Source organism: Sphingomonas sp. (genome assembly GCF_042095875.1).
Classification (GTDB): domain Bacteria; phylum Pseudomonadota; class Alphaproteobacteria; order Sphingomonadales; family Sphingomonadaceae; genus Sphingomonas.
Window position 1 is genome coordinate 21,221 of the sequence record NZ_JBELMJ010000036.1, and the last position, 12,739, is coordinate 33,959.

Consider the following 12,739-nt stretch of genomic DNA (forward strand, 5'->3'; position numbering starts at 1 on the left):
GGCGATCGGCTTCTCGACACAATCAAGCGTCGCTGTCACGGGCTAGCGTCCCCTCGCCCCTGCCCCTAGAGCAAGGCCGAAGCGCGGCGCGATCACGGCCGCGCGCGGGAGGATGATCGGTGACACGCAGGCTGGAACATTTCCCCAATCTGGTCACGATGTTCTTCACCCGCGCCGCCGAGAAGGGCGACGCGCCGTTCCTGTGGGCGAAGCGCGACGGGGCATGGGCGCCGATCACGTGGCGCGAGGCGGCGGAGAAGGTCGCGCGTTTGGCCGCCGCGCTGACCGCGATCGGCGTGGAGCGCGGCGACCGCGTCATGCTGGTGAGCGAGAACCGCCCCGAATGGTGCCTGTCCGACCTGGCGATCATGGCGGCGGGCGCGGTGACGGTGCCGACCTACACCACCAACACCGAGCGCGACCACACGCACATCATCGAGAATTCGGGCGCGAAGGCGGTGATCGTCTCGACCGACAAGCTCGCGCGGACGCTGATGCCCGCGATCCTGCGCTCGATCCAGCCGCAGATCCTGATCGGGATCGATCCGGTGCGGCTCGGGCAGACGCCGTTCGACGTCTACGACTGGCAGACGCTGATCGACACGCACCCGGCGAACGTGGCGGAAGCGCGCGCCGGGGCCGATTTCGCGCGCGAGGATCTGGCGTGCATCATCTACACCTCAGGCACCGGCGGGGCTCCGCGCGGGGTGATGCAGCACCACGGCGCGATCCTGCACAATGTCGCGGGCTGCTCGGCGGTGGTCGCGGAGGATTTCGGCTGGGGCGACGAGGTGTTCCTGTCGTTCCTGCCGCTCAGCCACGCGTACGAGCATACCGGCGGGCAGCATTTCCCGATCGGGATGGGCGGGCAGATCTACTACGCGGAAGGGATCGAGAAGCTCGCCGCCAACATCGAGGAAGTGCGCCCGACGATCATGTTCGTCGTGCCGCGACTGTTCGAGGTGCTGCGCACGCGGATCAGCAAGGCGATCGAGAAGCAGGGCGGCATGTCGGCGCGGTTGCTGTCGGCGGCGCTCGACATCGGGACGAAGCGCTACACCGGTACGCTGCGCCTCGCCGATCGGCCCAAGGCGTTGCTGGTCGACGCGCTGTTCAAGCCCAAGATCGCCAAGAAGTTCGGCGGGCGGATCAAGGCGATGATCTCGGGCGGGGCGCCGCTGACGCCCGAGGTGGGCGTGTTCTTCCAGTCGCTCGGGCTCACCTTCCTGCAGGGCTACGGCCAGACCGAGGCGGCGCCGGTGATCTCGTGCAACCGGCCGTCCGCCGGCGTGACGATGGACGGGGTCGGCCCCGCGCTGGACAATACGGAGGTGCGGATCGCGGGAGACGGCGAGATCCTGGTGAAGGGCGAGCTGGTGATGCATGGTTACTGGCGCAACCCGGCCGAGACCGCGCGCGTGCTGCACGACGACTGGCTCCACACCGGCGACATCGGCGAGATCGACGATCGCGGGCGCATCCGCATCACCGATCGCAAGAAGGACCTGATCATCAACGACAAGGGCGACAATGTCGCCCCCGCCAAGGTCGAGGGCATGCTGACCCTCCAGCCCGAGATCGCGCAGGCGATGATCACCGGCGACCGCAAGCCGCACATGGTGGCGGTGCTGGTGCCCGACGCCGAGTGGACGCAGGATTGGGCGCGCGGCAACGGTGTGGCGGGCGGCTATCGCGGGCTGGTCGGCAACCAGGACTATCGTGCCGCGCTGCAGAAGGCGGTCGACCGCACCAACCGCGAGCTGTCGGTGGTGGAGCGGGTCCGCCGCTGGATCATCGCCGACGAGCCGTTCGCCATCGAGAACGAGCAACTGACGCCGAGCCTGAAGATCAGGCGCCACGTGCTGCGGCAGATCTACGGCGAGCGGCTGGAGGGATTGTACAAGGGCGCCTAGCCGCCCTGCCCGCTCCACGGATCGAAACTGCGCTGGCGTATCCAGCGCGTCGCGAGCCATTTCACGCCCGCGGTGACCGGCAGTCCGGCATGTTCGGTGCGGCGGTCGACGTGACCGTCGTCGGTCAGGTTGCGGAACACGATCGCGTCGCCCGCGCGACCGCGCAACGTGAGCCCGTTTTTGAACCACGTCTCCCCGCCGGCGAAATCGTCGTTGAGGTAGAGCAGCACGGTGATCGAGCGCTGATTGTCGACGCCGGGCAGCGCGTCGAAGTGCGGCTTGTACTGCTGCCCGACCGCGTAGCGCAGCAGGTGGAGCGGCTCGCCCTGCGCCCAGTCGGTCCCGGTCGCGGCGGCGACGCGGCGGTTGATCGCGTTGACGACCATGTCCTCGTCGACCGGCGACACGTTGGTGCCGTGCGAATCGCGGACCGGGTTGGGGATGCGCCGCCGCGTGGCGGGGTCGACCACCATCGACGGCTGCACGCGCGGGCCGACCGTGTCGATCAGGTAGCGGCACTCATCGGCGCTGAGCAGCCCGTCGATCACCGCGACGTGAGGGTCGGCCTGGACGACACGCGCCGCCGGTGGCACGGGCTGCGTGTCGAGCAACGCCAGCTGCCGCGCGGCGAGCGGCGAGCGATCGGCGACGGTGCGGACGACCTCTGCCGCCGCCGCCACGTTCACCGCGACGCCGGTGCCGGTCGCGAGCAGCGCGGCGCGCGTCAGCGCCGCCTCGGTCGAGCCCAACTCCGCCGCGCGGGTCAGCACGGCGTAGCCGGCCGCCGGGTCGCGCGGCACGTAGCTGCCCCACAGATGCCAGTGTGCCAGCATCTCGAGCGCGGGCAGCTCGCCCGCCTCGGCGCGAGTGCGGAGCAGCTCGACGGCGGCGGGCAGACCGCCGCGGCGCGCCGTCGCCTCCAGCTCCTGCCGCAGCGCCGCCGCCGACATGCCGCCCCCCGCTCGCTTACTTGCCGGCGGCTGAGCCGGCGGACCCGGCGGGAGCCTTCGGCATCACCGCCAGCGTCCAGTCCTTCTCCGGGCGCAGGTATTTCGCCGCGGTGGCTTGTAGCGACTCGGGGGTGATCCCCGTCATATCGGTGACGAGGCTCTGCGTCGCCTCGACCCGCTTGGGATCGAAGCTGCCGCCCTGCAGCTGCGCGAGCCAGAACTGATTACCCGACGAAGCGCGCGCCATGTACTGGAGCATCGGCCCGATCGTGCGCCTGAGCTCGTCGGGGCCGATCGGGGTCGACACCAGCTCGGCCGCGATCTGGCGCGAGAGCTGGAAGAACAAGGGCACGCGGTCGGGGGCGACCTGTCCCAGCGCGACCAGGCGCCCGCCGCCGGGCAGGCCGGTCGGCCACTGGCTCTGCGCGCTCGGCGAGTAGCTCGCGCCCGCGACCGAGCGGAGCCGCTCGAACAGGCGGTCTGAGAAGACCGCAGCGAGGACATCGAGCCGGCGCGCCTCGGCGTGGTCGGCGGAACCGCCGCCGGTCGGCCAGGCGATCACCGCCGCCGCCTGCGTGTCGGCGCCGTCGTGGGTCAGGAGCACGGGCGTCGCGTTGTGCGCCGGGAATCGAACGGCCGCGCTGCTGGTCGGCGCGGGCGTGCGGGGCTTGAGCGCCCCGAAGCTCTTGGCGATCGCGGCGATCGCCTCCTCCGCCTTGACGTCGCCGAACACGTCGACCTCGATCGGACCGGTGGCGAGCAGCGGCTCGAACAGGCGGCGGAAGTCGGCGGCGTTCAGCGCCTCGATCTGCGAAAGCGTCGGCGTGCCCCAGCGCGGGTCGCCGGCGCGCAGCAACCGCTCCAGGTCGCGCGACAGCACGCCGTCGGGCGACGACGACAGGCCGGCGTAGCCAGCGAGTGCCGCGGCGCGCGCGCGCGCGACCGGTTGCGGGTCCCAGCCGGGAGCGGCGAGCTTCGCCGCCATCAGCGTCAGATTGTCGGCGTAATCGCCCGGCGTGGTGATCGCGCTCAAGGTGAAGGCGTCGTCGCCGATGTCGAAGTCGAGCCCCATGCGGCGCCCGGCGGTGAGCTGGTCTAGATCGCCCTGGCGGAGCTTGCCGATGCCGCTCGCGACCAGCGCGTTGTCGCCCGCCCAGGCGACGGTGGGCTTGTCGCCGGGCAGCGCGAGGTTCCCGCGCCCGAAGCGCACGCGCAGGTAGACGCGGCCCGTCTCCGACGAATTGGGGTAGAGCAGCGCGCGCACGCCGTTGGAGAAGGTCACCTGCTCGATGCCGGGATCGGCCGAGACGGTGACGCGCGCGGTTACCTTGCCCGGCGTGCCGAGCTTGGGCACCTTGGAGAAGTCGACCGCGGCCTGCTGGCTGCGCTTGCCCGCTAGCTTCGACACGTCGGCCTTGAGCGCAGCGGCGAGCTTGGCCGCGGCGCCGGCGTCGGGCGTGCGGGTGTTGAGCAAAGCGCGGGTCGCGTCGCCCTTGAACAGGCGGTTGGTCGATTCAAGCATCGCGGCGGGGGTGAAGAAGCCCTTGGCGCGCGCGTCCTGCAGGATCTTGTACGAGGTTTCCGGCCCCGCGACGGTTTCGCGGATGTCGAGCGCGCCGACCATGTCGTCGGCCTGCTTCGACCCGGCCTCGACGCGCGCGGTGGCGACGTCGTTCTTCATCGCGGCGTCGAACTCGGTCAGCTCGCGGTCGATCTCGGCCTGCGTCGGAGGGTTCGCCATCGCGTCGGCGATCACCGCGCGCACGTCCTTGAGCGCCGCTTCCCAATCGTCGCCGAGCGGCACGATGTTGGTCAGCGTCGCGTTGGCGGAGCGCGAAACGTCATCGAGGCTGACCGACGCCTGGAGGAAGCTGCCGCCGGCGCGCGCGCGCGTTTCCAGCCGGCGGTTGATGACGCGCAGCGCGACGAAGTCGACCAGCCGCTTCTGGTTGAAGATGATCGTGTCGTCGCGGTACTCCCACGGGCGCAGCACCGCGGTGGCGACGATCGGCGGCAGCGAGGGCTCGACCACCGTCTTCGTCGGCGGCGCGTTCGGATCGGGCTTGCCGAAATCGGGGGCGGGAACCGCCGGGCCGTGGCCGGTCCAGCTCGCGAAATTCTTGACGATCAGCGACGCGGCGATCGCGGGATCGATATCGCCCGACAGGATCACCACCGTGTTCTCCGGCCGATACCAGCGATCGTGGAACGCCTGCACCGCCGCCGGGGTCGCCGCCTCAAGCGTCTTGATCGTTCCGATCGGCGAGCGGTCGGCGAGCGGTTGCCCGGCGAAGAAGGTCTGGCGCAGCGCGTCGCCGTAGCGGACCTGCGGCCCCGGCGCCTCGCGCTGCTCGGCGAGCACCGCCGGGCGCTCGGCGGCGAGCCCCTGCGCGGTGATCGCCGGGTCGGCCATCATGCCGGCGAAGATCTTGAGGCTCTCGTCCAAGTTCGCCTGCGTCGCGCCGGGCAGGTCGAGCTTGTACACGGTCTGCGTCGGAGTGGTGGAGGCGTTCGAGTCGGAGCCGAAGGTCGCGCCGAAGCGCTGCCACACGCGCTTCGCCTCGCCATCGGGGACGTATTTGGAGCCGCGGAACGACAGATGCTCGATCAGGTGCGCGAAGCCCTGCTCCGAATCCTTCTCATACAGCGAGCCCGCGTCGATGCGGACGCGCACCGCGACCTGGCCGGGCGGCACGCCGTTCTTGCGCACCGCGTAGCGCAGCCCGTTGGGCAAGCGCCCGAAATACCACGCCGGATCAGGTGGGATGTCCGATCCCTTGAACAGCCACGGCGCGGTGTCGACCTTGACCGAGGCGGGATCGACCGGCGTGGCGTCGGGCGTCGACGCCTTTACCGCGGGAGCCGGCTTGCCGTTCCCGACGCGCTGCCCAGCGGCGGCCGGTACGAGCGCGGTGGCGAGGAGAAAGGCGACGAGCGGCTTCGACAGCGCGCGTGCGGAAAGATTCATATGCGCCTTCTGTAGGCGTCGCGCGGCGGCTCCGCAACGCCCGCCCGTACGCTGACGGACGGGAAAGGCTCAGGGAAACACTCGCTTACCCGCGCACCCTCACCCATTCACGCTTTGCCCGACGAGTGCCATCATTTCGTCGCGATACGCCGCTAGCGGCGACGCTGCCGCTCGGGATGGTGCACGCACGTCGGGCCGGGTGAGGCAAGCACGGGACGCAGCGATGATTGCAGAAAAGGTCGCCAATCCACGCATGTGGCGCAGCGACGCGGACGATGCCGCGATCGTGCCCGACCTGAACGTCATCTCGGGCGCGCCGGTACCGGGGGCTGCGTTGAAGGCGGAGGGCAACCGCCCGCTGATCATCCGCGTCGGCAAGCATCTGCGCGGGATCTTCGACCGGTTGATCGCGGGATCGTCGCTGGTGCCGAACGACCCCGTGCTGGACGTGCGTGATTTCGCCTGGACGCAGAGCCTGCGGGACGAGTGGGAAGCGATCCGCGCGGAGGCCACCGCGGTCGCGCTGGTCGGCCATGCCGCGCCGAGCTTGGCGACGATCTCGCCCGACCACCGCTCGATCGCGGAGGTCGACAAGTGGCGGTCGTTCTTTCTGTGGGGCTACGGTTACCCGATCGACGACAATCTCGCGCGCTGCCCGCGGACCAAGGCGGCGATCGAGGCGATCCCGGGGTTGAATTCGGCGTTCTTCTCGATCCTGGCGCCGGGCACGCACATCCCGGCGCATCGCGGCGTCACCAAGGGGCTGATCACCTGCCACCTGGGATTGATCGTGCCGCGCGACGGCGACGTGCGCATGCGCGTCGACGACCGCGTCGTCCGCTGGTCGGAGGGGCAGACGCTGGTGTTCGACGACACCTACGACCACGAGGTGTGGAACGACACCGAAAGCACGCGCGTCGTTCTGTTGATCCAGTTCGAGCGGCCGCTGCGGCAACCGGGCCGGTGGTTCGCGGACCTGTTCCTCGGCTTCGTCAAGCGAAGCGCATTCGTGCAGGAAGCGCGCGACAACGTCGCCAAGTGGAACGCGGCGGTGAAGCAGCTGGACGTGTGAAGCGCGGGTCCGCGCGCCGATACGATCGCTTTCGCGCTACCCGCTTGATCCGACCGCCCACGCGCGCCACATCGCGGCGATGCTGATCGAGACCGAGACTACGCCGAACCCGGCGACCCTGAAGTTCCTGCCCAACCGCATCGTGATGGACGCGGGCACCCGTGACTTCGCAACGCCCGAGGAAGCGGAGGCAAGCCCGCTGGCGCAGGCGCTGTTCGACCTGGGCGACGTAACCGGCGTATTCTTCGGGCGCGACTTCGTGTCGGTCACCGCGGCGCCGGGCACCGCCTGGGCGACGCTCAAGCCCGACGTGCTCGGCATCCTGATGGATCATTTCGCAGCGCAGATGCCGCTGTTTCGCCCGGCTTCCGCCGACTTCTCGGTGCCGGCGGAGGAGGAAGCCTTCGCCGACGATCCCGCCGACGCGGACATCGTGGCGCAGATCAAGGACCTGATCGACACGCGCGTGCGTCCGGCGGTGGCGAACGACGGCGGCGACATCGTCTATCGCGGCTTCGACAAGGGGAAGGTGTACCTGCGGATGCAGGGCGCGTGCGCGGGCTGCCCGTCGTCGAGCGCAACGTTGAAGAACGGCATCGAGCAGCTGCTACGCTACTACGTGCCGGAAGTGAGCGAGGTACGCGCGGTCTGATCCGTGGCTCTGCCCTGCCTGCCCTGACCATCCGGAGTTATGATGCCCCAGCCGCTCAACGACACCGCGCTCGATCAGCTGTTCCGCACCGCCCGCAGCTACAACGGCTACAACGACCAGCCGGTGAGCGAGGACGATTGCCGCGCGATCTGGGATCTGGCGAAGATGGGGCCGACCTCGGCCAATCAGCTGCCCGCGCGACTGGTGTGGTGCACCTCTGACGCGGCGAAGGCGAAGCTCGCCGACTGCTGCTCGGAGGCAAACAAGCCCAAGGTGCTGGGTGCGCCGGTGACGGTGATCGTCGGCATGGACACCGAGTTCCACGAGCATCTGCCAGAGCTGTTCCCGCACACCGACGCGAAGAGCTGGTTCACCGGCAACCGCGAGCTGCGCGAGGCATCGGCGTTCCGCAACTCGTCGCTGCAGGGCGCGTATCTGGTGCTGGCGGCGCGCGCGCTGGGGTTCGACACCGGCGCGATGTCGGGGTTCGACGCCGGCGCGGTCGACCAGGCGTTCTTCACCAACAGTCCCGCGGTGCGCACCAACTTCATCATGACGATCGGCCACGGCGATCCGTCGTCGGTGTACGGGCGCAGCCCTCGTCCGGCGTTCGAGAAGTTCAACACGGTTGCATGAAGCCGCGCGGGCGGCGAAAGCCTGCGCAATGGTTCCGCTGTTTCCCGAGCCGCTGACGTGAGCTGCGCATCGCGCCTGCTCGTCATCGACACCGCCACCGCCGCTTGCTCGGTCGCCCTGTTCGAGGACGATGTGCTTATAGCGCGCCGCCACGACGTGGTCGGGCGCGGCCACGCCGAACGATTGCTGCCGATGATCGCCGAGCTGCCGGACAACGGACGCGCGTCGCATATACTGGTCGATGTCGGGCCGGGCAGCTTCACCGGCATCCGCGTCGGGATCGCCGCGGCGCGCGCGCTGGCGCTCGGCTGGAGCGCGCAGGCGCGCGGGTACAGCGCGCTGGCGCTGATCGCGGCGGCGGCGCTGGTCGGGGACGAGGCGGGCGGGGTCTCGCCCGAGCTTGCGGTGGTGACCGAAGGCGGGCACGGTGAGGTCTTCATGCAGGCGTTCGCCGCCCCTTTCCGCGCGCTGGGCGAGGTGCAGTCGCTCCGCCCCGACGCCGCGCTCGCCGCGCTGGCGGGTCGCCGCGCGATCGGCAGCGGGACGCGCTGGCTCGCCGACGTGGAGCCGGGTTTGCCGGTGGTCGAGGCGTGGCCCGACGCCGCGAGCGCGCTGCTGCTGCCGCCCGACTATCGCGCGCTGCCCCCTGCCCCGCTCTACGGCCGCGCGCCCGACGCGAAGCTGCCCACGCCCAAGGAGCCGCGGTGAGCACGCAGCTTCACCTGGTTGAGCTCGCCAGCGGGCGCGTCAGCGACGCCGACGCGGTCGACCGCGTGATGCAGGCGGCGTTCGAGCCGCGCTACGGCGAGGCGTGGACGCGCGCGCAGTGCGTCGGCATCCTGACCATGCCCGGCGTGTGGCTGACGCTGGCGAAGGCGGCGGGCGAGGTGGTCGGCTTCGCGCTGGTGCGCGGGATCATGGACGAGGCAGAGCTGCTGCTGATCGCGGTCGATCCCGCGCACCGCCGCCGCGGCGTGGCGGGCGCGCTGATGCGCTCGATGCTCGCCGAGTGCCGCGGGCGCGGGGTTCACCGAGTGCACCTGGAGGTGCGCGCGAACAATCCCGCGGTCGCGCTCTACGTGGCGCACGGCTTCGCGAAGGCGGGTGAGCGGCGCGGCTACTACCGCGCCAAGTCGGGTGAGAGTTTCGACGCGCACACCTACGCGAGAGACGTGTAGGCGCGCGAAACGTCTGAGCTTGTTGCGAGTCGCTAGCGCTTTTCGCAACAAGCCTGACGCACTAAGAGCAAAGCCATGCCCCGTAACATCGATCTCGAAGCCCTTTGCCACCAGAAGGGCCTGCGCATCACCGAGCAGCGCCGCGTCATCGCGCGCGTCCTGTCCGAAGCCGACGACCACCCCGACGTGGAAAAGGTGTACGAGCGCGCGTCGAAGATCGACTCCGGCATCTCGATCGCGACCGTGTACCGCACGGTGCGCCTGTTCGAGGAGGCCGGCATCCTCGACCGCCACGATTTCGGGGACGGGCGCGCGCGGTACGAGCCGAGTCCGGAGGCGCACCACGACCACCTGATCGACGTTGAGACGGGCAAGGTGATCGAGTTCGTCGACCCGGAGCTGGAGCAATTGCAGAAGGCGATCGCGGAGAAGCTGGGCTTCCGCCTGGTCGATCACCGGATGGAATTGTACGGCGTCAGCCTCAGCCGCAAGGATTGAGGACGCCGGGGAAGGCCCCACGCGTGACCGGCGCGTTATGGACGGCGGCGCGGCTGGTGCTGCTCGTCGTCGCGCTGCTGGCCGGGCTGCTGCTGCACGGCGCCTGGCGGCTGGTGCGCGCGCCCTCCCGCTGGCCGCGGCGCTTCCTGGGGACGGTGGCGCGGATCGTAGGCGCGCGGGTGCGCGTCGTCGGGCAACCGCTGCGCCGCGACGTGGTGGTGCTGTCCAATCACCTGAGCTGGATCGACATCCTGCTGCTCGCGGGCAGCAACGGCACCGCGTTCGTCGCCAAGGCCGAGCTGCGCGACGTGCCGCTGATCGGCTGGCTGTGCACGCTCAACCACACGATCTTCGTCGCGCGCGGCGAGCGGATGAACGTCGCGGCGCAGGTGGCGCAGTTGCGTGACGCGCTGGCACAGCCGTGGCCGGTGACGATTTTCCCCGAAGGCACGACCGGTGACGGCGTGACGCTGCTGCCGTTCAAGGCGGCGCTGCTCGGCGCGCTCGATCCGGCACCGGCGGGGCTGATGGTGCAGCCGGTCAGGATCGATTACGGCGCGGCGACGGCCGAGCTCGCCTGGGTCGGGGACGAGCCCGGCATCGACCACGCGCGCCGCGTGCTGGCGCGCGCCGGGCGCTTCACCGCGACGCTGCAATTCCTCGAACCTTTCGCGCCGGTCGGCGACCGCAAGGCGATCGCGGCCGAGGCGCGCGCGCGGATCGCTGCCGCACGGTAGCGGTTCGCAGCGCTTTGCCCTATGCGCACGCGCATGAAATCGCCCCCGAAAACCTTTCACGTCAAGTCGTTCGGCTGCCAGATGAATGTCTACGATGGCGAGCGCATGGCCGAGTTGATGGCGGCCGACGGCCTGGTCGCGACCGACGACGCCAACAACGCCGACCTCGTCGTGCTCAACACCTGCCACATCCGCGAGAAGGCGACCGAGAAGGTCTATTCGGACATCGGCCGCATCCGGAAGCATGCCGGCAAGGACGGGCGCGCGCCGATGATCGCGGTGGCGGGCTGCGTCGCGCAGGCCGAGGGCGCGGAGATCGTGCGCCGCGCCAAGGTCGACGTGGTGGTGGGGCCGCAGGCGTATCACAACCTGCCGCGTCTCGTCGCCGACGCCGCCTCGGGTACGGCGGCGCTCGACACCGACATGCCGCTCGCCTCCAAGTTCGGCGCGTTGCCCGCCCGGCGAAAGGTCGGACCGAGCGCCTTCCTGACCGTGCAGGAGGGGTGCGACAAGTTCTGCACCTATTGCGTCGTGCCGTACACGCGCGGCGCCGAGGTCAGCCGCTCGTTCGCGCAGGTGCTTGATGAGGCAAAGGCGCTGGTCGACGCGGGCGCGCGCGAGATCACGTTGCTGGGGCAGAACGTCAACGCGTGGGAGGATGCGGACGGCCGGGGCCTGCACGACCTGATCCGCGCGATGGACCGCATCCCGGCGCTGTCGCGCATCCGCTACACGACGAGCCACCCCAACGACATGCGGCAGGGATTGATCGACGCGCACCGCGACGTGGAGTCGCTGATGCCGTTCCTGCACCTGCCGGTGCAGGCGGGGGCGGACCGGGTGCTCAGGGCGATGAACCGCAGCCACACGCGCGACAGCTACTCGCGCCTGCTCGACCGTATCCGCGACGCGCGGCCCGACATTGCGCTGTCGGGCGACTTCATCGTCGGCTTTCCCGGCGAGAGCGAGGTGGACTTCGCCGAGACGCTGAGCCTGGTGGACGCGGTCGGCTACGCGCAGGCGTTCTCGTTCAAGTACAGCCCGCGGCCCGGCACGCCGGCGGCCGACATGACCGGTCAGGTCGCAGCCGATGTGATGGACGATCGCCTGCAACGCCTGCAGGCCGCGCTCAATCGCGATCAGGCGGCGTTCAACGTGGACACCGTTGGGCGGACGTGCAGCGTGTTGGTCGAGCGGCGCGGCAAGCTGCCCGGCCAGTGGCTCGGCAAGTCGCCTTGGCTGCAATCGGTGCATCTGATCGGCGATTACGCGATCGGCGACGTGGTGGAGGTCGTGCTGACGCAGGCGGGGCCGAACTCGCTGGCGGGCGAGGCACGCGTCGCGGTCGCCGCCTGACCGCAATTCTTCACGCGTCGCGCACGCGATAGTTGCGCGCGCGCCCGCGAGTGCTCACCTTGGGCAGGTGAGTGAAAGGACCGCATGAGTCGCAAGCCTGCCCCCGCCCAGATGGGCGATCGTTCCCGCGTCGAACTGTTGTTCGACAAGCCGCAACTGCTGGTGCAGCTGTTCGGACAATATGACCAGCATCTGGTCGCGCTGGAGAACCGGCTGGGGGTGTACATCACCGCGCGCGGCAACCGCGTCGGACTGGAGGGCACCGCCGAGCAGGTCGCGCTGGCGCGCGACGTGCTGAACGACCTGTACCAGCGGCTGCAACGCGGCGAGGAGGTCGACACCGGCCTGGTCGACGCGTCGATCGCGATGGCGGCGGAGCCGGTGCTGACCGGCATCATCCGCGCCGACGCCGGTCCGGGTGCGCCGTCGGTGATGATCCGCACGCGCAAGAAGACGATCGTGCCGCGCACCGCCGCGCAGGCGCATTACATGCGCGAGCTTACCACGCACGACATGATCTTCGCGCTCGGCCCCGCCGGCACCGGCAAGACCTATATTGCGGTCGCGCAGGCGGTGGCGCAGCTGATCACCGGCAGCGTCCAGCGCCTGATCCTGTCGCGCCCCGCGGTCGAGGCGGGCGAGCGGCTGGGCTTCCTGCCGGGCGACATGAAGGAGAAGGTCGATCCCTATCTTCGCCCGCTGTACGACGCACTGTACGACTGCTTGCCCGCCGAGCAGGTCGAGCGGCGGATCGCGAGCGGCGAGATCGAGATCGCGCC

General features: G+C 70.1%; 12 protein-coding genes. 10 read left to right on the forward strand and 2 right to left on the reverse strand.

The window, feature by feature from the left end:
• The first annotated feature begins 158 nt into the window (after window positions 1–158).
• Window positions 159–1,913: an AMP-dependent synthetase/ligase gene (locus ACFDS6_RS12500; RefSeq protein ID WP_375272517.1), complete on the forward strand. Its 1,755-nt coding sequence runs from the start codon at window positions 159–161 to the stop codon at window positions 1,911–1,913.
• Here ACFDS6_RS12500 and ACFDS6_RS12505 read toward each other — a convergent pair.
• Entirely contained in the window at window positions 1,910–2,863 is a 954-nt protein-coding gene (locus ACFDS6_RS12505) for a 2OG-Fe(II) oxygenase (protein ID WP_375272507.1), read from the reverse strand. The two genes, ACFDS6_RS12500 and ACFDS6_RS12505, sit on opposite strands and share 4 nt — an antisense overlap.
• Window positions 2,864–2,879: 16 nt before the next feature.
• Window positions 2,880–5,831, reverse strand: a complete 2,952-nt coding sequence (locus ACFDS6_RS12510) for a M16 family metallopeptidase (RefSeq protein ID WP_375272508.1) — start codon at window positions 5,829–5,831, stop codon at window positions 2,880–2,882.
• 223 nt (window positions 5,832–6,054) lie between these two features.
• Between ACFDS6_RS12510 and ACFDS6_RS12515 the strand changes: the two genes are divergently transcribed.
• The 9 genes from ACFDS6_RS12515 to ACFDS6_RS12555 all read left to right on the forward strand — a co-directional run.
• Window positions 6,055–6,903, forward strand: a complete 849-nt coding sequence (locus tag ACFDS6_RS12515; protein WP_375272509.1) for an aspartyl/asparaginyl beta-hydroxylase domain-containing protein — start codon at window positions 6,055–6,057, stop codon at window positions 6,901–6,903.
• Window positions 6,904–6,982: 79 nt separating this feature from the next.
• Window positions 6,983–7,555, forward strand: coding sequence for a NifU family protein (locus tag ACFDS6_RS12520; RefSeq protein ID WP_375272510.1), 573 nt, complete (start codon window positions 6,983–6,985; stop codon window positions 7,553–7,555).
• Window positions 7,556–7,597: 42 nt separating this feature from the next.
• Window positions 7,598–8,191: a malonic semialdehyde reductase gene (locus ACFDS6_RS12525; protein WP_375272511.1), complete on the forward strand. Its 594-nt coding sequence runs from the start codon at window positions 7,598–7,600 to the stop codon at window positions 8,189–8,191.
• A gap of 57 nt (window positions 8,192–8,248) precedes the next feature.
• Window positions 8,249–8,899 (forward strand): tRNA (adenosine(37)-N6)-threonylcarbamoyltransferase complex dimerization subunit type 1 TsaB, encoded by a 651-nt coding sequence (gene tsaB / locus ACFDS6_RS12530; RefSeq protein ID WP_375272512.1) that lies wholly within the window; start codon window positions 8,249–8,251, stop codon window positions 8,897–8,899.
• The gene (rimI, locus tag ACFDS6_RS12535; protein ID WP_375272513.1) at window positions 8,896–9,369 is read left to right on the forward strand and encodes a ribosomal protein S18-alanine N-acetyltransferase; all 474 of its coding nucleotides are present in this window, start codon (window positions 8,896–8,898) and stop codon (window positions 9,367–9,369) included. The genes tsaB and rimI overlap by 4 nt, the downstream gene beginning before the upstream one ends.
• 75 nt (window positions 9,370–9,444) lie before the next feature.
• Window positions 9,445–9,867: a Fur family transcriptional regulator gene (locus ACFDS6_RS12540; RefSeq protein WP_019517064.1), complete on the forward strand. Its 423-nt coding sequence runs from the start codon at window positions 9,445–9,447 to the stop codon at window positions 9,865–9,867.
• A 23-nt stretch (window positions 9,868–9,890) separates the two neighbouring features.
• Window positions 9,891–10,604: a lysophospholipid acyltransferase family protein gene (locus ACFDS6_RS12545; protein ID WP_375272514.1), complete on the forward strand. Its 714-nt coding sequence runs from the start codon at window positions 9,891–9,893 to the stop codon at window positions 10,602–10,604.
• 33 nt (window positions 10,605–10,637) lie between these two features.
• On the forward strand, window positions 10,638–11,960 hold the full coding sequence (miaB, locus tag ACFDS6_RS12550; RefSeq protein WP_375272515.1) for a tRNA (N6-isopentenyl adenosine(37)-C2)-methylthiotransferase MiaB: 1,323 nt from the start codon (window positions 10,638–10,640) through the stop codon (window positions 11,958–11,960).
• Between the two features lie 84 nt (window positions 11,961–12,044).
• A partial coding sequence (locus ACFDS6_RS12555; RefSeq protein ID WP_375272516.1) for a PhoH family protein occupies window positions 12,045–12,739 on the forward strand: 695 nt, incomplete at its 3' end.

Excerpts from the sequence above, each read along its gene's own strand:
- ACFDS6_RS12500 (WP_375272517.1), top strand. The coding sequence starts at position 159 with ATGTTCTTCACCCGCGCCGCCGAGAAGGGCGACGCGCCGTTCCTGTGG.
- ACFDS6_RS12505 (WP_375272507.1), bottom strand. The coding sequence starts at position 2,863 with ATGTCGGCGGCGGCGCTGCGGCAGGAGCTGGAGGCGACGGCGCGCCGC.
- ACFDS6_RS12510 (WP_375272508.1), bottom strand. The coding sequence starts at position 5,831 with ATGAATCTTTCCGCACGCGCGCTGTCGAAGCCGCTCGTCGCCTTTCTC.
- ACFDS6_RS12515 (WP_375272509.1), top strand. The coding sequence starts at position 6,055 with ATGATTGCAGAAAAGGTCGCCAATCCACGCATGTGGCGCAGCGACGCG.
- ACFDS6_RS12520 (WP_375272510.1), top strand. The coding sequence starts at position 6,983 with ATGCTGATCGAGACCGAGACTACGCCGAACCCGGCGACCCTGAAGTTC.
- ACFDS6_RS12525 (WP_375272511.1), top strand. The coding sequence starts at position 7,598 with ATGCCCCAGCCGCTCAACGACACCGCGCTCGATCAGCTGTTCCGCACC.
- ACFDS6_RS12540 (WP_019517064.1), top strand. The coding sequence starts at position 9,445 with ATGCCCCGTAACATCGATCTCGAAGCCCTTTGCCACCAGAAGGGCCTG.
- miaB (WP_375272515.1), top strand. The coding sequence starts at position 10,638 with ATGAAATCGCCCCCGAAAACCTTTCACGTCAAGTCGTTCGGCTGCCAG.